Annotated in this window: 26 protein-coding genes; all 26 read right to left on the reverse strand. The window is 41.4% G+C overall.

Annotation, left to right across the window (positions count from 1 at the left end; translation table 11 throughout):
• Positions 1–8: 8 nt before the first annotated feature.
• Entirely contained in the window at positions 9–563 is a 555-nt protein-coding gene (rplF, locus tag KYK27_RS03335; protein ID WP_162427702.1) for a 50S ribosomal protein L6, read from the reverse strand.
• 15 nt (positions 564–578) lie between these two features.
• A complete protein-coding gene (gene rpsH / locus KYK27_RS03340; RefSeq protein ID WP_162427703.1) occupies positions 579–977 on the reverse strand; it encodes a 30S ribosomal protein S8 in 399 nt (132 codons plus the stop codon).
• Between the two features lie 90 nt (positions 978–1,067).
• Positions 1,068–1,337, reverse strand: coding sequence for a 30S ribosomal protein S14 (gene rpsN / locus KYK27_RS03345; protein WP_162427704.1), 270 nt, complete (start codon positions 1,335–1,337; stop codon positions 1,068–1,070).
• Between the two features lie 5 nt (positions 1,338–1,342).
• On the reverse strand, positions 1,343–1,897 hold the full coding sequence (gene rplE / locus KYK27_RS03350) for a 50S ribosomal protein L5 (RefSeq protein WP_199108622.1): 555 nt from the start codon (positions 1,895–1,897) through the stop codon (positions 1,343–1,345).
• A 1-nt stretch (position 1,898) separates the two neighbouring features.
• Complete coding sequence (rplX, locus tag KYK27_RS03355; protein WP_199108623.1) at positions 1,899–2,222, reverse strand: 50S ribosomal protein L24; 324 nt, start codon at positions 2,220–2,222, stop codon at positions 1,899–1,901.
• 19 nt (positions 2,223–2,241) lie between these two features.
• Positions 2,242–2,610, reverse strand: coding sequence for a 50S ribosomal protein L14 (rplN, locus tag KYK27_RS03360; RefSeq protein WP_162427707.1), 369 nt, complete (start codon positions 2,608–2,610; stop codon positions 2,242–2,244).
• Between the two features lies 1 nt (position 2,611).
• A complete protein-coding gene (rpsQ, locus tag KYK27_RS03365; RefSeq protein ID WP_199108624.1) occupies positions 2,612–2,869 on the reverse strand; it encodes a 30S ribosomal protein S17 in 258 nt (85 codons plus the stop codon).
• Positions 2,870–2,881: 12 nt separating this feature from the next.
• A complete protein-coding gene (gene rpmC / locus KYK27_RS03370) occupies positions 2,882–3,082 on the reverse strand; it encodes a 50S ribosomal protein L29 (protein ID WP_162346216.1) in 201 nt (66 codons plus the stop codon).
• Positions 3,083–3,086: 4 nt separating this feature from the next.
• Positions 3,087–3,509: a 50S ribosomal protein L16 gene (rplP, locus tag KYK27_RS03375; protein WP_162427709.1), complete on the reverse strand. Its 423-nt coding sequence runs from the start codon at positions 3,507–3,509 to the stop codon at positions 3,087–3,089.
• 30 nt (positions 3,510–3,539) lie between these two features.
• Positions 3,540–4,310: a 30S ribosomal protein S3 gene (rpsC, locus tag KYK27_RS03380; protein WP_162427710.1), complete on the reverse strand. Its 771-nt coding sequence runs from the start codon at positions 4,308–4,310 to the stop codon at positions 3,540–3,542.
• A gap of 4 nt (positions 4,311–4,314) precedes the next feature.
• The gene (gene rplV, locus KYK27_RS03385; RefSeq protein WP_162427711.1) at positions 4,315–4,707 is read right to left on the reverse strand and encodes a 50S ribosomal protein L22; all 393 of its coding nucleotides are present in this window, start codon (positions 4,705–4,707) and stop codon (positions 4,315–4,317) included.
• Between the two features lie 2 nt (positions 4,708–4,709).
• Positions 4,710–4,988: a 30S ribosomal protein S19 gene (rpsS, locus tag KYK27_RS03390; protein WP_162346212.1), complete on the reverse strand. Its 279-nt coding sequence runs from the start codon at positions 4,986–4,988 to the stop codon at positions 4,710–4,712.
• A gap of 3 nt (positions 4,989–4,991) precedes the next feature.
• Complete coding sequence (gene rplB / locus KYK27_RS03395) at positions 4,992–5,816, reverse strand: 50S ribosomal protein L2 (protein WP_199108625.1); 825 nt, start codon at positions 5,814–5,816, stop codon at positions 4,992–4,994.
• Positions 5,817–5,826: 10 nt separating this feature from the next.
• On the reverse strand, positions 5,827–6,114 hold the full coding sequence (gene rplW / locus KYK27_RS03400; RefSeq protein ID WP_199108626.1) for a 50S ribosomal protein L23: 288 nt from the start codon (positions 6,112–6,114) through the stop codon (positions 5,827–5,829).
• Positions 6,114–6,743, reverse strand: coding sequence for a 50S ribosomal protein L4 (gene rplD / locus KYK27_RS03405; RefSeq protein WP_199108627.1), 630 nt, complete (start codon positions 6,741–6,743; stop codon positions 6,114–6,116). The genes rplW and rplD overlap by 1 nt, the downstream gene beginning before the upstream one ends.
• 1 nt (position 6,744) lies before the next feature.
• Complete coding sequence (gene rplC / locus KYK27_RS03410; protein ID WP_199108628.1) at positions 6,745–7,362, reverse strand: 50S ribosomal protein L3; 618 nt, start codon at positions 7,360–7,362, stop codon at positions 6,745–6,747.
• A gap of 179 nt (positions 7,363–7,541) precedes the next feature.
• Complete coding sequence (gene rpsJ / locus KYK27_RS03415) at positions 7,542–7,847, reverse strand: 30S ribosomal protein S10 (protein WP_007654312.1); 306 nt, start codon at positions 7,845–7,847, stop codon at positions 7,542–7,544.
• 11 nt (positions 7,848–7,858) lie between these two features.
• The gene (gene fusA / locus KYK27_RS03420; RefSeq protein ID WP_199108629.1) at positions 7,859–9,961 is read right to left on the reverse strand and encodes an elongation factor G; all 2,103 of its coding nucleotides are present in this window, start codon (positions 9,959–9,961) and stop codon (positions 7,859–7,861) included.
• A 3-nt stretch (positions 9,962–9,964) separates the two neighbouring features.
• The gene (gene rpsG, locus KYK27_RS03425; RefSeq protein ID WP_162346206.1) at positions 9,965–10,432 is read right to left on the reverse strand and encodes a 30S ribosomal protein S7; all 468 of its coding nucleotides are present in this window, start codon (positions 10,430–10,432) and stop codon (positions 9,965–9,967) included.
• 18 nt (positions 10,433–10,450) lie between these two features.
• Positions 10,451–10,864 carry a 30S ribosomal protein S12 gene (gene rpsL, locus KYK27_RS03430; RefSeq protein ID WP_199108630.1) on the reverse strand — a complete coding sequence of 138 codons (414 nt, stop codon included), beginning with the start codon at positions 10,862–10,864 and terminating at the stop codon, positions 10,451–10,453.
• Positions 10,865–10,968: 104 nt separating this feature from the next.
• Positions 10,969–11,286 (reverse strand): DUF3467 domain-containing protein, encoded by a 318-nt coding sequence (locus KYK27_RS03435; protein ID WP_199108631.1) that lies wholly within the window; start codon positions 11,284–11,286, stop codon positions 10,969–10,971.
• A gap of 8 nt (positions 11,287–11,294) precedes the next feature.
• Entirely contained in the window at positions 11,295–15,611 is a 4,317-nt protein-coding gene (gene rpoC / locus KYK27_RS03440; protein WP_199108632.1) for a DNA-directed RNA polymerase subunit beta', read from the reverse strand.
• Positions 15,612–15,709: 98 nt separating this feature from the next.
• Positions 15,710–19,582, reverse strand: a complete 3,873-nt coding sequence (gene rpoB / locus KYK27_RS03445) for a DNA-directed RNA polymerase subunit beta (protein WP_199108633.1) — start codon at positions 19,580–19,582, stop codon at positions 15,710–15,712.
• A 157-nt stretch (positions 19,583–19,739) separates the two neighbouring features.
• Positions 19,740–20,120, reverse strand: coding sequence for a 50S ribosomal protein L7/L12 (gene rplL / locus KYK27_RS03450; protein WP_199108634.1), 381 nt, complete (start codon positions 20,118–20,120; stop codon positions 19,740–19,742).
• Between the two features lie 45 nt (positions 20,121–20,165).
• Entirely contained in the window at positions 20,166–20,690 is a 525-nt protein-coding gene (gene rplJ, locus KYK27_RS03455; protein ID WP_162427722.1) for a 50S ribosomal protein L10, read from the reverse strand.
• A 4-nt stretch (positions 20,691–20,694) separates the two neighbouring features.
• A complete protein-coding gene (rplA, locus tag KYK27_RS03460; RefSeq protein ID WP_199108635.1) occupies positions 20,695–21,387 on the reverse strand; it encodes a 50S ribosomal protein L1 in 693 nt (230 codons plus the stop codon).
• Between the last annotated feature and the right edge of the window lie 13 nt (positions 21,388–21,400).

The raw sequence follows: 21,400 nt of genomic DNA on the forward strand, positions 1-21,400 counted from the left end.
GATGATGATTATTTAGATGCTGTCTTACCAGCTTTTCTTCTTACAACTTCACCAACAAATCGGATACCTTTTCCTTTGTAAGGTTCAACCTTACGCAGTGATCTGATTTTTGCAGCCACCTGGCCTAAAAGCTGCTTATCATTACTTTCTAAAGTAACAACCGGCGCTTTACCTTTTTCTGTAACAGCATTAACTGATACTTCAGCAGGAAGTGCAACGAATATGTTGTGTGAATAACCTAATGAAAGCTCAAGTACCTGACCTTGAACAGATGCTTTAAAACCAACACCCACAAGCTCAAGCTGCTCTTTATAACCTTCACTTACACCAATGATCATGTTATTGATCAATGATCTGTAAAGGCCATGCATAGCTTTATGACGCTTCTGCTCTGTTGGTCTTTCAACTATGATTTGATTATCTTCTGTTTTTACAATGATATCAGCATCAACAGCAGTAGTTAAAGAGCCTTTCGGTCCTTTTATAGTTACTACGTTCTTATCATCTACTGATATTTCTGTATTGCTTGGCAGAGTGATTGGCAATTTTCCTATACGTGACATTGTCTCCCCTCCTGATTAATAAACAAAACATAATACTTCACCACCAATATTCTGCGTGCGTGCTTCCTTGTCAGTCATTACGCCTTTAGAAGTAGAAACGATGGCTACACCTAATCCATTCAATACGCGTGGAAGCTCATCACCTCCCACGTATTTACGAAGCCCTGGCTTGCTAATTCTCTCTAACTTAACAATCGCAGACTGTTTAGTTGAAGGATTATACTTAAGAGCTATTTTGATGGTGCCCTGTACAGCTGAGTCTTCAAACTTGTAACTTTGAATATACCCTTTATCGTACAGTACTTTTGTTATTTCCTTTTTGATTTTGCTAGATGGTATTTCAACTATGCGGTGGTTCGCTTTTATAGCGTTACGCACTCTAGTTAAATAATCTGCTATTGGATCTGAGTTCATTATGAATGACTTAAATAATGATCGCTTTTTTATAAGCGAGCCGCAAAGATAATTATTTTTTCTTTATCTATTATATAGATACTAGAAAAATTACCAGCTCGACTTTGTTACACCTGGTATTTTACCTGCAAGAGCAAGCTCTCTGAACGTTACGCGAGATATTCCGAATTTTCTCATGTATCCACGTGGTCTGCCAGTTAGTTTGCATCTGTTGTGCAATCTGATAGGAGATGCGTTCTTAGGTAATTTATCTAAGCCTTCATAATCTCCTTTTGCTTTAAGCTCAGCTCTTTTAGCAGCATATTTTGCTACCATTTTCTGTCTTTTAAGCTCTCTTGCTTTTACTGCTTCTTTCGCCATTGCTGTTACTTTTTAATGTTTGTGAAAGGCATACCAAAAGCTTTCAATAGCTCATAACTTTCTTCATCAGTGTTAGCTGTTGTAACAAAAGTTATGTCCATACCACTTATGGATTTAATCTTGTCAATGCTGATCTCTGGGAAAATGATCTGCTCTTTGATACCTAAAGTATAATTACCTCTTCCATCAAAGCCTTTATCATTTACTCCTCTGAAGTCACGTACACGTGGCAGAGCGATCGTAAGAAGTCTGTCTAGGAATTCATACATCTTCTGGCCTCTCAGTGTAACACGAGCTCCAATCGGCATACCTTCACGAAGCTTAAAGTTCGATACAGATTTCTTTGCTATAGTTGCAACTGCCTTCTGACCAGTAATAGTCGTTAGCTCATCTACACCAATATCAACTAGCTTCTTATCAGCAACTGCAGCACCAATACCTCTGTTAATAGAGATTTTAGTAATCTTTGGCACCTGCATTACGTTCTTGTACTGGAACTTTTCTCTCAGGGCAGGAATTACTTCTGCCTGGTATTTTTCTTTAAATCTTGAAGTTGCCATATTAGATTACTTCTCCTGTCTTTTTAGAGTAACGTTCAGTTTTACCCGCGCTGTTCTTTCTATTGGCAGTCTTGGCTTTTTCACCAGTCTTTGGATCTACTAAAGTTACATTGCTCGCATGAATTGGAGCTTCAACTTTAGTAATACCGCCCTGAGGATTTTTAGCGCTTGGCTTCGTATGTTTCGTTACCAGGTTTAATCCTTCTATTACTACTTTATTTTTATCTGTTAAAACAGATGTGATACGGCCTGTCTTACCGCGTTCGTCACCAGCAATTACTTTTACCGTATCGCCAGTCTTAACATGAAGTTTTTTCTTATTCATCTTTACTGAGAATTAGGATTTATAGAACTTCAGGCGCAAGTGAAACGATTTTCATGAATTGTTTTTCACGAAGTTCACGAGCTACTGGACCAAAAATACGCGTACCGCGTGGTTCATTGTTCGCATTCAGCAGAACAGCAGCATTATCATCGAAACGAATATAAGAACCATCTTTTCTTCTGATTTCTTTTTTCGTTCTAACAATAACAGCTTTAGAAACTGTTCCCTTCTTAATATTTCCAGAGGATAAGGCAGACTTTACAGTTACAACAATACGATCTCCGATTGAAGCGTATTTCTTTCCTGTTCCACCAAGGACACGGATGCAAAGAACTTCTTTTGCACCGCTGTTGTCAGCTACAGTTAATCTTGATTCTTGCTGTATCATCTTACTTAGCTCTTTCTATGATTTCAACTAAACGCCAGTTCTTGTTCTTGCTAAGCGGACGAGTTTCCTGAATACGCACGGTATCACCGATATTGCACTCATTGTTCTCATCATGTGCCATGAACTTATTGGACTTGCTTACAAACTTCCCGTAAATCGGGTGTTTCATTTTGCTCTCAACAAGCACAGTGATAGATTTGTCCATTTTGTTGCTAACAACCTTACCACTTCTTTCTTTTCTAAGATTTCTCTCTTCCATTTTGTTTAAGTATTAAGAGTTAGCTTCAATTTCACGACGACGCAACTCTGTATTCAGACGTGCAATCGTTGCTTTGGACTCACGGATTTTCATTGGGTTTTCCAATGGAGATATGGCATGAGCAAAACGAAGGTTCTGCATGTTGGTCTTCTCAGTGTTAAGCTTCTCTTGTAGTTCCTCTAAAGACAAAGCTTTTATTTCTGAATTTTTCATATTACTACTTCTCAACGTAATCTCTACGTACTACAAACTTTGTTTTAACAGGTAACTTCTGGGCTGCTAATCTCAATGATTCTTTTGCAACTTCTAAAGTAACACCATCAGATTCAAACATGATTGTACCTGGCTTAACAACGGCTACCCAATACTCAGGCGAACCTTTACCTTTACCCATTCGAACCTCTGCAGGCTTCTTGGTAATTGGCTTGTCTGGGAATATTCTGATCCAAACCTGGCCTTCACGTTTCATTGCTCTTGTCATCGCGATACGAGCTGCTTCTATCTGGCGGCTCGTGATCCAAGATGCTTCAAGAGATTTAATTGCAAATGATCCGAATGAAATGGTGCTTCCTCTGTGAGCAAGTCCAGTCACACGACCTTTCTGCATTTTTCTATATTTAGTCCTTTTCGGCTGTAACATTTTCTAAAACTTAATAATGTTAGCAATCAATTACTGACGACGCTTGTTATCTCTGCGTTTTGGAGCACCACCGTCTGTTTTCTTACGGTTGCCTCCTCCTGCATTGCGTCTGTCACCTCCCTGAGAAGATCCTGGTCCTTTGCTTTCTAAACCAGCGTTAGGAGTCAGATCTTTCTTTCCATAAACCTCACCTCTGAAGATCCACACTTTAATTCCGAGCTTACCGTAAACAGTTTGAGCTTCAGATAAAGCATAGTCAATATCAGCACGAAGTGTATGTAGTGGAGTTCTACCTTCTTTGTAGTGCTCTGTACGTGCCATTTCAGCACCGCCTAAACGACCTGAAACCTGCACTTTGATACCTTCAGCACCTACGCGTAAAGCAGAAGCAATTGCCTGCTTCATTGCGCGACGGAAAGAGATACGTGCCTGTAACTGCTGGGCAATAGACTCACCTACCAGTTTAGCATCTAACTCAGGACGCTTAATTTCAAAAATGTTGATCTGAACATCTTTGTTTGTAAGCTTCTTAAGTTCTTCTTTAATCTTATCTACTTCCTGACCACCTTTACCAATAACAACACCCGGACGGGCTGTATTAATTGTAATAGTGATACGCTTAAGTGTTCTTTCGATTATTATTTTAGAGATACCACCTTTAGGGATACGAGCTAAAATATATTTTCTGATTTTCTCGTCTTCAACAAGCTTCTCAGCGAAATCTTTGCCGCCATACCAGTTAGAATCCCAACCTTTGATAACTCCTAGGCGAAAACCGATCGGATTTACTTTCTGTCCCATATTCTTACTTATTGGCTTTTTTTGATTTCTTTGATTTTTGCTCAAGTTGCTCTTCAGTCATGCTGTCTATTACCAGAGTAACATGATTTGATCTCTTTCTGATGCGGTAACCACGACCCTGTGGAGCTGGACGAAGACGCTTTAACATCTTTCCTTCATCTACAAAGATTGATTTAACATACAGATTTGCATCTTCTATCTGAGCATCTTCATTTTTCTGTTGCCAGTTAGATAAAGCAGATAAAAGAAGCTTCTCTAATCTTGCTGCACCTGAATTTGGCTCAAACTTAAGGATACCTAAGGCTTTTGCTACGCTCTTACCGCGTATTATATCGGCCACTAATCTCATCTTACGTGGAGATGTAGGCACATTATTTAATTTAGCTACTGCTTCCATGGTTATCGCTTGCCTTTATCTTTTTTAGCTATGTGACCTCTGAAGTTTCTTGTTGGTGCAAATTCACCAAGCTTGTGACCTACCATGTTTTCAGTTACATACACTGGAATAAACTTATTACCATTATGTACTGCAAAGGTATGTCCAACGAAATCAGGAGAAATCATTGATCTGCGCGACCACGTTTTGATAACCGTCTTCTTGCCGGCATCGTTCATCGCAACTACTTTCTTCTCGAGCCTATAGTCAATATAAGGCCCTTTTTTTAATGATCTAGCCATTTATTATTTCTTTCCTCTATTAACTATTAACTTCTCAGAATACTTGTTCTTGTTTCTGGTCTTAAGACCTTTAGCGTATAAGCCTTTACGTGAGCGAGGGTGACCACCTGAAGACTTACCTTCACCACCACCCATAGGGTGATCTACCGGGTTCATCGCAACACCACGAACTCTTGGACGTCTGCCCATCCATCTGTTTCTACCTGCTTTACCCAGTTTCACATTCATGTGGTCTGAGTTAGAAACAGTTCCTACAGTGGCATAGCATACAACAAGCACCATTCTCAATTCGCCTGATGGCAATTTGATAGTAGCGTATCTGCCTTCACGAGCTACTAACTGTGCGTATGAACCTGCACTTCTAGCAAGGATAGCTCCTTGACCAGGCTGTAACTCGATGTTGTGAATAATTGTACCTAAAGGAATATCAGATAAAGGAAGGCAGTTACCAATCTCAGGAGCATTACCTGGACCTGAAATGATAACAGAACCTACTTCGATACCAGTTGGAGCTATGATGTAGCTCTTCTCACCGTCAGCATAAAATACTAATGCAATACGGGCCGTACGGTTTGGATCGTACTCAATTGATTTCACAGTAGCAGGCACGCCATGCTTTGTTCTTTTGAAATCAATCATTCTGTACTTACGCTTATGACCACCGCCCAAATAGCGCATAGTCATTTTACCTTGGTTGTTACGCCCACCAGATTTTTTCAATGGTGCCAACAAAGATTTTTCAGGAGCAGATGCCGTTACTTCGTCGAAGGCTGGCGCTACTCTAAATCTTTGACCTGGTGTTGTTGGTCTTAACTTTTTTAAAGCCATTTCTGATTAATTATATTCCGCTATAAAAATCTATCATTTCACCTTCTTTCAAGGTTACTATCGCTTTTTTGATCAATGAAGTTCGACCTGCTACTGAACCTGACTTGGTGTATTTGGTCTTTACTTTACCTATTGATCTCATGGTAGCAACATTTGTTACTGTTACACCATAAAGCTTTTCTACTGCCTTTTTGATTTCTACTTTATTGGCTTTCTTCTCAACCTCAAAAGCATACTTTCCTACTTCGTTCATGGCAGTGTATTTTTCCGTCACAAGCGGTCTTTTAAGTACGTTCATTACTTATTGCTTAAGAGGTTTTCGATAATGTTTACTGACTCTTCTACTAACACAACACGCTCAGCATTCAGCAGGTCATATGTGTTAAGATCCGTAGCAGTTGCCACTTTTACTTTAGGAATATTTCTTCCTGAAAGAACTATGTTATCATTTGCAGCTGGAATAACGAACAATGTTTTACCAGTAGATTTGATATTGTTAAGGATCGCAATAAAGTCTTTAGTTTTCGGCGTCTCTAAAGAGAACGACTCTACTAAAGCAACTTTATTGTCTTTTGCCAGAAGAGAAAGAGCAGATACTCTAGCAACTGTTTTAAGCTTCTTGTTCAGTTTAAAGCTATAGTTTCTAGGCTTTGGACCGAAAACTCTACCACCACCAACAAAAACAGGAGACTTTATGCTACCAGCTCTGGCACCACCGGTACCTTTTTGCTTTTTGATCTTTTTGGTAGATCCAGCAACTTCGTTTCTCTCCTTTGATTTATGCGTTCCTTGTCTTTGATTAGCCAAGTACTGTTTCACGTCAAGATACATTGCATGCTGATTCGGCTCAGCGCCAAACACAGCATCAGAAAGAGCGATCTTTCTACCTGTATCTTCACCTTTTATATTCAATACAGAAAGCTCCATTTTATTTCTCGATTAAAACGTAAGAGTTCTTGGCACCTGGAACAGAGCCACTAACTACTAAAAGATTTTTATCAGCGATTACTCGCATGATTGTCAGGTTTTGGATTGTAACTCTGTTACCACCTGTTCTACCTGCCATTCGCATTCCTTTGAATACTCTTGATGGCCATGAACAAGCACCAATTGAACCTGGGTGTCTAGCCCTGTTGTGCTGACCGTGTGTCTGACCACCAACACCGGCAAATCCGTGACGCTTTACAACGCCTTGGAAACCTTTACCTTTTGATGTTCCTACAACGTCAACAAATTCCCCTTCAATGAATAGGCTGGCATCAACCACATCTCCTGCATTCAATGACGCACCTTCTGCATCAAATTCTGCAACCTTTTTCTTAGGAGCCGTATTAGTTTTCTTGTAGTGACCTGCTTCCGCTTTAGTTACTCTCTTTAACTTCTTGTCACCGAAGCCAAGCTGTACTGCAGCATAGCCATCGTTTTCTACCGTCTTCACCTGAGTAACAACACACGGTCCTGCTTGAATAAGCGTTACTGGTATGTTTTTACCATCTGGTGTGAAGAGGCTTGTCATTCCGATTTTTTTACCGATAATTCCAGGCATTCAACTTGTTTTTTTAGATGGATATAATAATATTACCCCTCAGCTATAGCTAAGGGAGTGCAAAGTTAATAAAATTTAATCTCTCTTTACAACTCTTCTGTAAAATATTCTTAATCAGCCTATAAAAAAAGAGAACCATATCACTATGGTTCTCTTTTTTTAATCATTTAATGTGCTTATCAAACTTTGATCTCAACATCAACACCACTTGGTAATTCAAGCTTCATTAGCGCATCTACAGTTTTAGAGCTTGTTGAATAGATATCAACCAGTCTCTTGTAAGTGCACAACTGGAACTGCTCACGTGACTTTTTGTTAACGTGTGGAGAGCGAAGAACAGTGAATTTATCTTTCTCTGTAGGAAGTGGAATTGGACCACTAACTATAGCACCTGTTGCTTTTACTGCTTTAACGATCTTCTCAGATGACTTATCAACTAAATTGTGATCGTAAGACTTTAATTTAATTCTTATTTTCTGATTCATTTTTGTAACAACTATTTAGCTGATGTTCCTTTAATTTTGGCAATAATGCCATCTGCTAAGTTCTGTGGTACTTGCTCATAGTGAGCGAAAGTTAAAGAAGCTGTAGCTCTACCTGATGTAATTGTACGAAGGTCAGTAACATAACCGAAAAGTTCTGATAATGGAACATCTGCTTTAACAACTGTTGATGTACCTTTTGTATCCATACCTTTCATGATACCTCTTCTTCTGTTCAAGTCACCTGTTACAGGACCTGTGTACTCATCTGGAGTAACAACATCAACCGCCATGATCGGCTCAAGAAGTTTTGGAGCACATTGCTTACCTGCTTCTTTGAAACCTTGACGAGCTGCTAATTCAAATGATAATGAGTCAGAGTCAACATCGTGGAACGAACCATGGAACAGACGCACTTTCATTGAATCGATTGGGAAGCCTGCCAGGATACCGTTCTTCATTGCTTCTTCGAAACCTTTCTGAACAGCTGGTATAAATTCGCGAGGAATAACACCACCTACAATTGCATTCTCAAATTCAAGTCCTTGCTTGCCATCTTCACGTGGTCCCATTGTGAACACGATATCAGCAAATTTACCACGACCACCTGACTGCTTTTTGAATACTTCTCTGTGTTCAACAGTTTTAGTGATTGTTTCTTTATATGCTACTTGTGGTGCACCCTGGTTCAACTCTACTTTGAACTCACGCTTCATACGATCGATAATGATCTCAAGGTGAAGTTCGCCCATACCGCGAAGAATAGTCTGACCTGTTTCTTCATCGGTATTTACCTGTAGTGTTGGATCTTCTTCAACAAGTTTGGCAATAGCCATACCCATTTTATCAGAGTCAGCCTGAGTTTTTGGCTCAATAGCGTAACCAATTACTGGTTCAGGGAAATCCATTGATTCAAGAACGATCTTATGTCCTTGGTCGCAAAGCGTATCTCCGGTTTTGATATCTTTAAAACCTACAACAGCAGCAATATCACCAGCTTCCAGTCTTTCGATCTGGTTCTGCTTATTGGCGTGCATCTGGAAGATACGAGAGATTCGCTCTTTATTATTTGAACGCGTGTTATAAACATAAGATCCTGCTTCAAGCACACCAGAGTATGCTCTAACAAAGCACAGACGACCTACATAAGGGTCTGTTGCGATCTTAAATGCAAGTCCTGCGAATGGATCGGCCGCACTTGGCTTACGAGCTATTTCATTACCTGTATCAGGGTCAGTACCTGTAATGCTTTCTTTATCCATCGGAGATGGTAATAAAGCCATTACATAGTCAAGCATTGTTTGTACACCTTTGTTCTTGAATGAAGAACCACAAAGCATAGGCACAATCGCCATATCAATAGTTGCAGCACGAAGAGCAGCAAGAATTTCATCTTCTGTGATTGATGCTGGATCGTCGAAGTATTTCTCCATCAATCTCTCATCATAATCAGCTACTGCTTCCAGAAGTTTCTCTCTGTATTCTTCAGCTTCCTCCATCATATCGTCCGGAATAGGAACTTCAGTAAAGGTCATGCCTTTATCTGATTCATTCCAAACTATACCACGGAAGTTAACTAAGTCAACTACACCTCTGAAGTTATCTTCTGAACCAATTGGTAACTGAAGTGCTACGGCATTGCTACCAAGCATTTCTTTCACCTGCTTACATACAGCAAGGAAGTCAGCACCAGAGCGGTCCATTTTGTTTACGAAACCAAGACGCGCAACTTTATAGTTGTCAGCTAGTCTCCAGTTTGTCTCAGACTGTGGCTCTACACCATCTACAGCACTGAAAAGGAATACCAGACCATCAAGTACTCTTAGTGAGCGGTTTACTTCAACAGTAAAGTCCACGTGACCAGGAGTATCAATGATGTTTATATGGTAATCATTATTTCTGTATGGCCAGTTTACTGTTACCGCTGCAGAAGTAATCGTGATACCACGCTCTTGTTCCTGCTCCATCCAGTCGGTGGTAGCAGAGCCCTCGTGTGTTTCACCTAATTTGTGAGATTTACCTGTATAATATAGAATACGTTCAGTAGTAGTGGTCTTGCCCGCATCAATGTGCGCTGCAATACCAATATTTCTGGTATATTTTAGGTCTCTTGCCATTTACTAGAATCTAAAGTGTGAGAATGCTTTGTTGGCTTCCGCCATTCTGTGCGTATCGTCTTTTTTCTTAACGGCAGCACCTTCACCCTTAGCAGCTGCGATTATTTCACCTGCTAATTTATCCTTCATTGTCTTCTCACCTCTCTTGCGTGAGTAGGAAATCATCCATTTGATTCCCAGAGATACTCTGCGGTCCGGACGAACCTCAGTCGGCACTTGGAAAGTAGCTCCTCCAACACGACGGCTTTTAACTTCTACACTTGGCATGATGTTATTCAATGCTTTTTTCCAAGTTTCAAGACCGTTCTCTTTTGTTCTTTGCTCTACTAGATCTACAGCATCATAGAAGATTCCATAAGCAACACTTTTCTTGCCATCTACCATCAGGTAGTTTACAAAACGTGTTACTAATGTTTCTTTGTATTTTGGATCTGGAAGGAGAATTCTACTCTTCGGCTTTGCTTTTCTCATTATATTAAACGCTATTAATTATTTCTTTTTACCTTTTCCGGCAGCCGCTGGAGCTTGTCCTGGCTTAGGTCTCTTAGCACCGTACTTAGAACGGGACTGAAGACGGCCGCTTACACCTGCAGTATCCAGTGCACCACGTACGATGTGGTAACGAACACCTGGAAGGTCTTTTACTCTACCACCTCTGATAAGAACAATAGAGTGTTCCTGTAGGTTGTGACCTTCACCTGGTATGTAAGCGTTCACTTCTTTACCATTTGTCAATCTCACCCTTGCAACTTTACGCATTGCAGAGTTTGGTTTCTTTGGCGTAGTTGTGTACACTCTTGTGCATACACCACGTCGCTGAGGGCATGCATCCAAGGCAGGAGACTTAGAATTATAAGTCAGTTTCTCTCTACCTTTTCTTACTAATTGCTGTATAGTAGGCATTTACAATCTGTTAATTATAGATTTATCCAATTTCAATTTCGGACTGCAAAGGTATAAAATTCACTTTGCAATTTCAAAATTTTAATTTATTAATTATTAGCACCTTATGCTTCGCCAACTGTCCCTCCGAAGTTCATCGGGAAAGATGGTGCTTCACTTGCCTGCTTTATTTCGCCAAAGCTACTTTCATATTTTTTGATGTTATCAGCCAGAGCTGCTAATAATCTTTTAGCATGCTCTGGGGTGATAACAACTCTTGATTTAACTTTTGCTTTTGGCAAACCTGGCATCAGACGAATAAAATCAATAACAAATTCGCTACTGGAATGTGCGATCATGGCAAGATTTGCATATTGCCCTTCTGCTACTTCTTCCGATAACTCAATGTTAATTTGATTCTGGTTCTGCTGTTCTTCTGCCATGGTTCTATTTATTTATTCTGTAATGCTTGCTGCTTTGATTTAGCTGTAGCTTTCTTAGATTCTGTAAGTGAATCGTATTCTTCCTGGCTACCAACGATCAGTTTCTGATACTCTTTCAAGCCAGTACCAGCCGGGATCAGGTGACCAACAATTACGTTCTCTTTCAGACCCAGCAGCTCATCTGCTTTACCTTTTATAGCTGCTTCGCTCAGTACTTTTGTAGTTTCCTGGAATGATGCTGCTGAGATAAAGCTTTGTGTTCCTAATGAAGCCTGTGTGATACCTTGTAACGTTGGACGAGAAACAGCCGGAGATGCATCTCTTACGGTTACTAATCGCAGGTCACGACGCTTCAGGCTAGAGTTCTCATCACGTAAACGACGTGCTGTTACTATCTGACCTGGTTTCATCGTTGCTGAGTCACCAGCTTCTTCAACTACCTTCATATCAATGATGCGGTCGTTTTCTTCCATAAACAGGATCTTATCAACCACCTGGTGCTCCAAGAAGCTGGTATCACCCGGATCAAGTATTACTACTTTCTGCATCATTTGGCGAACTACAACTTCAATGTGCTTATCATTGATCTTCACACCTTGTAAGCGGTATACTTCCTGAATCTCATTCACCAGATACTCTTGTACTGCACCTGGTCCCTGAATATTCAGGATATCTGTTGGCGTAATTGCACCATCTGATAATGGCATACCTGCTCTCACGAAGTCGTTGTCCTGAACAAGGATGTGTTTGGATAGAGGCACCATGTATTTCTTCTTCACTCCGTCTTTCGACTCAATGAAGATTTCACGGTTACCACGCTTCACACTACCATATGTTACAACACCATCAATTTCAGACACAACGGCCGGGTTAGATGGGTTACGTGCTTCAAATAATTCAGTAACTCGTGGAAGACCACCTGTGATGTCGCGTGTTTTACCAATGGCACGAGGAATCTTTACAAGGATCTGACCTGCTTTAATCTTCTCACCATCTTCAACTACGATGTGTGCACCTACCGGAATGTTGTAACCTTTCGGCTCTCCACTCTTAGGGTTTACAAGTATAGCCGGGTTCTGTGTCTTATCTTTTGTATCGATAATAACCTTCTCACGGTAACCTGTCTGCTCATCAGATTCTTCACGATAAGTAATACCTTCAATGATCGACTCATAACCAACGTTACCATCAAATTCTGAAAGTATAACCGCGTTGTATGGATCCCAGCTACAGATATTGTCTCCTTTCTCTACAAGCTGTCCATCATTTGCAGTCAGGAATGAACCATAAGGCACGTGGTTACTGATGAATAATTTACCTGTATTAGGATCAACTATTTTCACCTCACCTGAACGTCCCATTACTACTTTCACCGGCTCACCTTCGTTGTTGATCGTGTCGATTGTTCGCACATCTTCATACTCGATTTTACCAGCAAACTTAGCTTTTATAGTTGCCTCTACTGCAATGTTAGATGCCGTACCACCCACGTGGAATGTACGAAGTGTAAGCTGTGTACCTGGCTCACCAATTGACTGAGCTGCAATTACACCTACTGCCTCACCTTTCTGCACCATAAATCCTGTTGCCAAGTTACGTCCGTAGCACTTAGCACAGATACCACGCTTAGACTCACAAGTAAGCACTGAACGAATCTCAACAAATTCAATTGCTGTGTTTTCAATGTCACGTGCAACTTCTTCTGTGATCTCTGAACCAGATTCAACTATAAGGTTATTTGTGATCGGATCGTATACATCGTGTACTGTTACACGGCCAAGGATACGCTCTGATAAAGATTCAACGATATCTTCGTTATCCTTAAGCGCACTCACTTCCAGACCACGTAAAGTACCGCAGTCTTCTTCGTTCACGATTACGTCCTGCGATACGTCTACCAGACGACGAGTCAGGTAACCAGCATCCGCAGTTTTAAGCGCTGTATCGGCAAGACCTTTACGAGCACCGTGAGTAGAGATGAAGTACTCGATTACATCCAGACCTTCCTTAAAGTTAGAAAGGATCGGGTTTTCGATAATCTCACCTACTGAACCCTGAAGTGATTTCTGAGGCTTAGCCATCAGACCACGCATACCACCCAGCTGACGGATCTGCTCTCTTGAACCACGGGCTCCAGAGTGCATCATCATGAAGATTGAGTTAAAGCCTTGATCTTCATTTTCCAAACGACGCATCAACGTTTCAGTGATCTGGTTGTTGATACGAGTCCAGATATCAATTACCTGGTTGTAACGCTCGTTGTCTGTGATCAGACCCATAGAGTAGTTCTGCCATACAGCATCTACATCTTTTTTAGCCTGCTCAACAAGTATTTCTTTCTCTGCCGGGATGTTGATATCACCAAGACCCATTGACAGACCGCCTTTATAGGCAGACTGGAATCCAAGTGTTTTGATATCATCCAGGAAGTGAGCTGTACGAGCCATACCTGTTTCTTTGAACACGCGGGAAATTACCTGCTGAAGTTTCTTCTTCGTTAGTAATTCATCAATGTATCCAACTTCTACAGGCACAAACTGGTTGAACAATACACGACCAGCTACAGTTTCAGTTAATTTATTTACGATCTGGCCGCTTTCATCTTTAATGTTAACACGCACTTTAATGTGTGCATGTTTAGAAAGACGACCTTCGTTTATTGCGATAATAACTTCCTCAGGAGAATAGAAGCTCATGCCCTCTCCTTTGATAGTTTCATTCTCTGTGCTGCGCTTTCCTTTGGTTACATAGTATAAACCAAGAACCATGTCCTGAGAAGGTACTGCAATTGGAGCACCGTTAGCAGGGTTAAGGATGTTATGCGAAGCAAGCATCAGCATAGAGGCTTCCAGGATAGCTGCAGGTCCTAGTGGAACGTGCACCGCCATCTGGTCACCGTCAAAGTCGGCGTTGAACGCAGTACACACAAGTGGGTGTAACTGGATTGCCTTACCTTCAATCAGTTTTGGCTGGAATGCCTGGATACCAAGTCTGTGTAGTGTAGGAGCACGGTTAAGGAGTACCGGGTGGCCTTTCAGCACATTCTCCAGGATATCCCAAACAACAGGATCCTTACGATCTACAATTTTCTTAGCTGACTTTACAGTCTTAACGATACCTCTTTCAATCAGCTTACGGATGATGAACGGCTTGAAAAGCTCAGCTGCCATGTTCTTAGGCAGACCGCACTCATGAAGCTTTAGTTCAGGACCCACCACAATTACCGAACGGCCAGAGTAGTCAACACGCTTACCAAGTAAGTTCTGACGGAAACGTCCCTGCTTACCTTTCAGCATATCAGAAAGCGACTTCAGTGCACGGTTACCTTCTGCACGAACAGCGTTCACTTTACGTGAGTTGTCGAACAGAGAGTCTACCGCCTCCTGTAGCATACGCTTCTCGTTACGAAGAATTACCTCAGGAGCTTTGATTTCGATCAGACGCTTCAGACGGTTATTACGGATAATAACACGACGGTAAAGGTCATTCAAGTCAGAAGTAGCGAAACGACCACCATCCAACGGAACTAGAGGACGAAGCTCTGGCGGAATAACAGGAACCATGCGGATGATCATCCACTCAGGTCTGTTTTCAATTCTTGTTGCAGCATCACGGAATGCTTCTACTACACGAAGACGCTTTAACGCCTCAGCTTTACGCTGCTGCGAAGTCTCGTGAGCGGCGGCATGACGAAGCTCGTATGACAAATCATCAAGGTTCGTACGCTCCAGTAACATCTGTAATGCTTCAGCACCCATTTTCGCGATGAACTTGTTTGGATCATTGTTGTCCAACATCTGGTTCTCACGTGGAAGCTTATCAATCATATCCAGGTATTCATCTTCAGTCAGGAAGTCCAGTGTGTTCACACCGTCCTCTGCCAAAATACCAGGCTGAATAACTACATATCTTTCGTAATAGATGATCTGGTCAAGCTTCTTTGTAGGTAAGCCTAACAGATAACCGATTTTGTTCGGAAGAGATTTGAAGTACCAGATATGTGCTACAGGAACTACAAGCTCAATATGGCCCATACGCTCACGACGCACTTTCTTTTCAGTAACCTCTACACCGCAACGGTCGCAGATGATACCTTTGTATCTGATTCTCTTATACTTTCCGCAGTGGCATTCCCAGTCCTTAACAGGTCCGAATATTCTTTCGCAGAATAAACCACCCATTTCAGGCTTATAGGTTCTATAGTTTATGGTCTCAGGCTTAACTACCTCTCCGTTGGAACGTTCCAGAATTGATTCTGGAGAAGCCAAGCTTATCGTTACTTTGGAGAAGTCCTGAGTTAGCTTTTTGGTTTTTGCAAATGCCATATTATTCTAATAATATCGATACAACTTATTTGCCTTACAGCTATCTGTATTTAAAGTAAGTTAAGCGCTCCGGAAATCTCCGGAGCGCTTGTACTTTATTACTCCAACGTTATCTCTAATGCCAGACCTCTTAGCTCGTGAATCAATACGTTGAATGATTCCGGGATATTTGGTTTAGGCAACACATCGCCTTTCACAATTGCTTCATAAGCTTTTGCACGGCCAATAACGTCATCTGATTTTACTGTAAGTATTTCCTGCAGCACGTTAGAAGCACCGAATGCTTCCAGTGCCCACACCTCCATCTCACCGAAACGCTGACCACCAAACTGGGCTTTACCACCCAATGGCTGCTGCGTGATCAATGAGTATGGTCCGATAGAACGAGCGTGCATTTTATCATCAACCAAGTGACCCAGTTTCAGCATGTAGATTACACCTACTGTTACCGGCTGGTCGAATCTGTCACCAGATAAACCATCGAACAGGTAAGTTCTACCAAAACGTGGCAGTCCTGCTTCTGTCAACTCTGCAGAAACCTGCTCTTCCGTAGCACCGTCAAAGATCGGAGTCGCATACTTACGACCTAATCTTAAACCAGCCCATCCAAGTACAGTTTCATAGATCTGACCGATGTTCATCCTTGAAGGTACACCAAGCGGGTTAAGCACGATGTCCATAGGAGTTCCATCTTCCAGGAATGGCATATCTTCATCACGAACGATACGGGCAACTATACCCTTGTTACCGTGACGACCAGCCATCTTATCGCCTACTTTCAGCTTACGCTTCTTGGCGATGTATACTTTGGCTAACTGCACGATACCTGCCGGTAATTCATCTCCTACTTCCAGCGTAAATCTTTCGCGCTTAAAGTGTGCAGATATAATGTTACGACGCTTGGTATAGTTCTTCACCAACTCCAGTAGCATGTTGTTGGTTTTCTCGTCACTTGTCCAGTTCTCAAGGATCAGATCCTTGAACATGTTCACTTCTTCCGGAACTGCATAGTTGCTCTCATCCTTGTAAGGGTTCTTTTCAGGGAATAAAGCTTCTACTATGTTCTTTCTGCTGAACTTAGATCCTTTCGTTAAGATCTCATCACCGAATTTGTGCTTGATACCCTGTGTCGTCTTACCTTCCAGTAAGTCAACCAGTTTATCAACCATTACATTCTTAATAGCGATCAGGTCTTTCGAATATTTAACTTTCAGTTCTTCAACCTCTTTCTTAGATTTTGCTCTAAGGTTTTTATCCTTCTTAGGACGGGAGAACAACTTAGTTTCAATCACAACACCGTTCAGTGATGGCGGCGCCTTAAGCGAAGCATCCTTCACATCACCGGCTTTATCACCAAAGATAGCGCGAAGAAGTTTCTCTTCCGGAGTTGGATCTGTTTCACCCTTTGGAGTGATCTTACCAATCAGGATATCACCTTCTTTAACTTCAGCACCGATTCTGATGATACCGTTCTCATCAAGGTTTCTTACTGCTTCTTCGCTAACGTTTGGTATCTCAGAAGTTAATTCTTCTTCGCCACGTTTCGTCTCACGAACTTCCAGTTCAAACTCTTCAATGTGAATAGAAGTAAATACGTCATCACGTACTACTTTCTCAGATATTACGATCGCATCCTCGAAGTTATAACCCTGCCAAGGCATGAACGCAACCTGTAAGTTACGGCCAAGTGCAAGCTCACCATCGTTAGTTGCATATCCTTCGCACAGTGGCTGACCTTTGGTTACACGCTGACCTGTTCTCACAAGTGGAGTCAGGTTAATACATGTATCCTGGTTGGTTCTGCGGAATTTGATCAGTTTATAGGTTACATATTCAGCATCGAATGAAACTAGTTTCTCTTCATCAGTAAGATCATATTTTACTACGATCTTAGTTGAATCTACGAAATCGATTACACCGTCGCCTTCAGCTATAACCAGTGCTCTTGAGTCAATTGCTGCTCTGCCTTCCAGACCTGTACCAACTATAGGTGCTTGTGGTTTAAGAAGCGGAACTGCCTGACGCTGCATGTTCGAACCCATCAGGGCACGGTTAGCATCATCATGCTCAAGGAATGGAATCATAGACGCCGCCACAGAAACAATCTGGTTTGGTGCAATGTCCATGTAAGTATAAGTTGATGGCTCCTCCACAGGGAAGTCACCTTCAAATCTACCTTTTACTCTATCATTGATGAAGTTACCTTTATCATCGATCACGGCATTAGCCTGTGCAATGTGGTGGGTATCTTCTTCTTCAGCTGTTAGGTATTCTACTTCACCGGCTACGTTTACTATACCATTAACTACCTTACGATAAGGAGTTTCGATAAAGCCCATATGGTTTACACGCGCATGCACGCAAAGTGAAGAGATCAGACCAATGTTCGGTCCTTCAGGAGTTTCAATAGTACAAAGACGACCATAGTGTGTATAGTGAACGTCACGTACCTCGAAACCTGCACGCTCTCTTGACAGACCACCTGGTCCCAGGGCAGATACACGACGTTTGTGCGTCACTTCTGCCAGTGGGTTCGTCTGGTCCATGAACTGAGAAAGCTGGTTGGTACCGAAGAACGAGTTGATCACTGAAGACAACGTACGTGCGTTGATAAGATCAACTGGTTTGAAGTCTTCGTTATCACGAACGTTCATACGCTCTTTGATGGTTCTGGCCATACGTGCCAGACCTACACCAAATTGTGCATATAACTGCTCACCTACTGTTCTTACACGTCGGTTGCTTAAGTGGTCAATATCATCCACTACAGCTCTTGAGTTAATCAAACCGATCAGGTACTTAACAATCAGAACTATATCGTCATTTGTTAAAACCTTAGCATCCCAGTTTGTATCAATGCCTAGCTTTTTGTTGATTCTATAACGACCAACTTCACCCAGGTCATAACGCTTATCTGAGAAGAAAAGCTTCTGAATAATATCACGAGCCGTCTCTACGTCCGGTGCCTCCGTATTTCTAAGCTGACGATAGATCTGCTCTACCGCTTCCTGCTCAGAGTTAGAGTTGTCTTTCTGAAGTGTATTGTAAATGATTGCATAATCAGCAATGTTTACATTCTCACGGTGCAGAACGATAGACTTGTTACCAGACTCAACTATAACATCGATGTCTTCTGCGGTAATTTCAGAGTCACGCTCCATTAATACTTCATTACGATCAATAGATACTACTTCTCCAGTATCTTCATCAACGAAGTCTTCTGTCCATGTCTTAAGAACACGTGCAGCCAGCTTTCTGCCTACCGCATTTTTAAGGTTAGTCTTGTTTGCCGGTATTTCTTCAGATAGACCAAACAGATCAAGAATATCCTTATCCGTACCGTAACCAATAGCACGTAAAAGTGTAGTTACCGGAAACTTTTTCTTACGGTCGATGTAAGCATACATCACGTTATTAACGTCTGTTGCAAACTCTACCCAAGAACCTTTAAAAGGAATAATTCTGGCAGAATATAGTTTTGTTCCGTTTGTGTGCTTGCTTTGTGCAAAGAATACACCCGGAGACCTGTGTAACTGAGATACAATAACACGTTCAGCCCCATTGATTACAAAGGAGCCTTTCTCAGTCATATATGGAATATTACCAAGGAAAACTTCCTGTTCTATTGTCTCAAAGTCTTCGTTATCCTCATCATTACAGATCAGGCGAAGTTTAGCTTTAAGCGGAACAGAATATGTAAGTCCTCTGTCGATACTCTCATCTACAGAATATTTTGGCGGATCTACGTGATAATCGATGAACTCCAGAACGAAGTTCTCACGAGAATCAGAGATTGGAAAGTTTTCCGCGAAAACTTTGAACAATCCTTCCTGAGCTCTATTTTCAGCAGCAGTTTCCAATTGGAAAAAGTCCTGGAAGGACTGCAGCTGAACATCAAGAAAATCAGGATAATCAATTACCTTCTTAATTGAGGCGAAATTGATTCTCTCTATTGTTTTATTTTTAGCCAAAGCCTTGGAAATTTAACGTTAACAATAAGTTTTCAGCTCCCGATGCCAAAAACAGCTGTGGGCAAAAAAGGATTCAATTATGAATCCATATACAAACAGGAAAAGACCTGACTAAAACGCCAGGTCTACCTGTTCTCGATATGTTGATAAAGTGAGATTACTTGATCTCTACTTCAGCACCAGCTTCTTCTAATGATTTCTTAAGAGATTCAGCTTCATCTTTAGCTACACCTTCTTTCAGAGCCTTAGGAGCGCTGTCAACTACTTCTTTAGCTTCTTTCAGGCCAAGACCTGTAAGTTCTTTAACAAGTTTAACAACTGCTAGTTTAGATGCACCTGCTGACTTAAGGATTACGTCAAAAGAAGTTTTTTCTTCTGCAGCAGCTCCACCTTCAGCAGAACCACCACCAGCCATCATAACTGGAGCAGCAGCAGCTGGCTCAATGCCGTATTCGTCCTTCAGGATTGTAGCTAGTTCGTTAACTTCTTTCACAGTTAAGTTTACTAACTGCTCAGCGAATGCTTTTAAATCTGCCATTTTTATTGAAATTAAAAGTTACTTATTGATTACGTTTTAAAAAAATTATTCTTTTTCAGATAGAGTTTTAAGAATTCCGGCAAGCTTGTTACCACCACCCTGTAGGCCAGAGATAACATTCTTAGCAGGAGACTGAAGCAATGCAATTACATCAGCGATCAGCTCAAACTTAGACTTGATTGTTGATAATGTATCCAGCTGGTTTTCGCCAACATAAATACCACTATCAATAAAGGCACCCTTTAAAAGTGGAAGCGTGTGTCCTTTTTTCCTAAAGTCTTTGATAAGCTTCGCAGGAGCGTTGCCTGATTCAGTTGAAAACAAGATGCCTGAAGAACCTTTTAATACTTCTGCAAGAGCAGTTGTATCAGCTTCTAAAGTATCTAATGCTTTCTTGATTAATGTGTTCTTGTAAACTTTGTATTCCAGGCCTCTATCGAAAGCCATTCTCCTGAATTGGTTGATACTTGCAACTGTCATAGTAGAAGCATCAGTGATATAGAAATAGTTAGTGTTAGCTAACTTTTCGCTCAGGTCTTGTACAATTATCTCTTTTTCTTCCCTGGTCATTTTCTTAGATAGTTGCGTTCTTATCAACAATTACGGCCGGGCTCATTGTGCTAGACAATGTTATGCTCTTAATGTAGGTACCCTTCGCTGAAGATGGCTTCAGACGGTTGAGTGTAGCAATTACTTCTGCAGCGTTAGCAGCGATCTGCTCTGGCGAGAAAGAAACTTTACCCACACTAGTGTGGATGATACCAGTTTTGTCAACTTTAAAGTCGATTTTACCAGCCTTTACTTCTTTCACAGCTTTCGCTACATCTTGTGTAACTGTACCAGACTTTGGGTTTGGCATCAGGTTACGAGGACCTAATATTCTACCTAAACGACCAACTTTAGCCATTACTGCTGGCATTGTGATAATCACATCAATGTCAGTCCAGCCTTTTTCGATCTTCTGAATATAATCATCAAGACCAACGAAATCAGCACCTGCATCTTTAGCTTCCTGCTCTTTGTCAGGTGTAACTAATGCCAGCACTCTAACCTCTTTACCTGTACCATGTGGAAGGGTAACTATACCACGAACCATTTGGTCAGCTTTACGAGGGTCTACTCCTAAGCGTACATCTATATCAACAGAAGCATCAAATTTTGTAAAAGTGATTTCTTTTACAACTGAGGCTGCATCCGTCAAAGAATACTCTTTTGCTAGGTCAGCTTTAGCTAAAGCCGCTTTCCTATTTTTTGATATCTTCGCCATTATCCTCTAACTG

The organism is Pontibacter populi (assembly GCF_019336435.1).
GTDB lineage: Bacteria > Bacteroidota > Bacteroidia > Cytophagales > Hymenobacteraceae > Pontibacter > Pontibacter humidus.

What these genes read in the sequence shown, in the direction of transcription:
- rplF (WP_162427702.1), bottom strand. Translation starts at nt 563, where the DNA reads ATGTCACGTATAGGAAAATTGCCAATCACTCTGCCAAGCAATACAGAA.
- rpsH (WP_162427703.1), bottom strand. Translation starts at nt 977, where the DNA reads ATGAACTCAGATCCAATAGCAGATTATTTAACTAGAGTGCGTAACGCT.
- rpsN (WP_162427704.1), bottom strand. Translation starts at nt 1,337, where the DNA reads ATGGCGAAAGAAGCAGTAAAAGCAAGAGAGCTTAAAAGACAGAAAATG.
- rplE (WP_199108622.1), bottom strand. Translation starts at nt 1,897, where the DNA reads ATGGCAACTTCAAGATTTAAAGAAAAATACCAGGCAGAAGTAATTCCT.
- rplX (WP_199108623.1), bottom strand. Translation starts at nt 2,222, where the DNA reads ATGAATAAGAAAAAACTTCATGTTAAGACTGGCGATACGGTAAAAGTA.
- rplN (WP_162427707.1), bottom strand. Translation starts at nt 2,610, where the DNA reads ATGATACAGCAAGAATCAAGATTAACTGTAGCTGACAACAGCGGTGCA.
- rpsQ (WP_199108624.1), bottom strand. Translation starts at nt 2,869, where the DNA reads ATGGAAGAGAGAAATCTTAGAAAAGAAAGAAGTGGTAAGGTTGTTAGC.
- rpmC (WP_162346216.1), bottom strand. Translation starts at nt 3,082, where the DNA reads ATGAAAAATTCAGAAATAAAAGCTTTGTCTTTAGAGGAACTACAAGAG.
- rplP (WP_162427709.1), bottom strand. Translation starts at nt 3,509, where the DNA reads ATGTTACAGCCGAAAAGGACTAAATATAGAAAAATGCAGAAAGGTCGT.
- rpsC (WP_162427710.1), bottom strand. Translation starts at nt 4,310, where the DNA reads ATGGGACAGAAAGTAAATCCGATCGGTTTTCGCCTAGGAGTTATCAAA.
- rplV (WP_162427711.1), bottom strand. Translation starts at nt 4,707, where the DNA reads ATGGAAGCAGTAGCTAAATTAAATAATGTGCCTACATCTCCACGTAAG.
- rpsS (WP_162346212.1), bottom strand. Translation starts at nt 4,988, where the DNA reads ATGGCTAGATCATTAAAAAAAGGGCCTTATATTGACTATAGGCTCGAG.
- rplB (WP_199108625.1), bottom strand. Translation starts at nt 5,816, where the DNA reads ATGGCTTTAAAAAAGTTAAGACCAACAACACCAGGTCAAAGATTTAGA.
- rplW (WP_199108626.1), bottom strand. Translation starts at nt 6,114, where the DNA reads ATGAACGTACTTAAAAGACCGCTTGTGACGGAAAAATACACTGCCATG.
- rplD (WP_199108627.1), bottom strand. Translation starts at nt 6,743, where the DNA reads ATGGAGCTTTCTGTATTGAATATAAAAGGTGAAGATACAGGTAGAAAG.
- rplC (WP_199108628.1), bottom strand. Translation starts at nt 7,362, where the DNA reads ATGCCTGGAATTATCGGTAAAAAAATCGGAATGACAAGCCTCTTCACA.
- rpsJ (WP_007654312.1), bottom strand. Translation starts at nt 7,847, where the DNA reads ATGAATCAGAAAATAAGAATTAAATTAAAGTCTTACGATCACAATTTA.
- fusA (WP_199108629.1), bottom strand. Translation starts at nt 9,961, where the DNA reads ATGGCAAGAGACCTAAAATATACCAGAAATATTGGTATTGCAGCGCAC.
- rpsG (WP_162346206.1), bottom strand. Translation starts at nt 10,432, where the DNA reads ATGAGAAAAGCAAAGCCGAAGAGTAGAATTCTCCTTCCAGATCCAAAA.
- rpsL (WP_199108630.1), bottom strand. Translation starts at nt 10,864, where the DNA reads ATGCCTACTATACAGCAATTAGTAAGAAAAGGTAGAGAGAAACTGACT.
- KYK27_RS03435 (WP_199108631.1), bottom strand. Translation starts at nt 11,286, where the DNA reads ATGGCAGAAGAACAGCAGAACCAGAATCAAATTAACATTGAGTTATCG.
- rpoC (WP_199108632.1), bottom strand. Translation starts at nt 15,611, where the DNA reads ATGGCATTTGCAAAAACCAAAAAGCTAACTCAGGACTTCTCCAAAGTA.
- rplL (WP_199108634.1), bottom strand. Translation starts at nt 20,120, where the DNA reads ATGGCAGATTTAAAAGCATTCGCTGAGCAGTTAGTAAACTTAACTGTG.
- rplJ (WP_162427722.1), bottom strand. Translation starts at nt 20,690, where the DNA reads ATGACCAGGGAAGAAAAAGAGATAATTGTACAAGACCTGAGCGAAAAG.
- rplA (WP_199108635.1), bottom strand. Translation starts at nt 21,387, where the DNA reads ATGGCGAAGATATCAAAAAATAGGAAAGCGGCTTTAGCTAAAGCTGAC.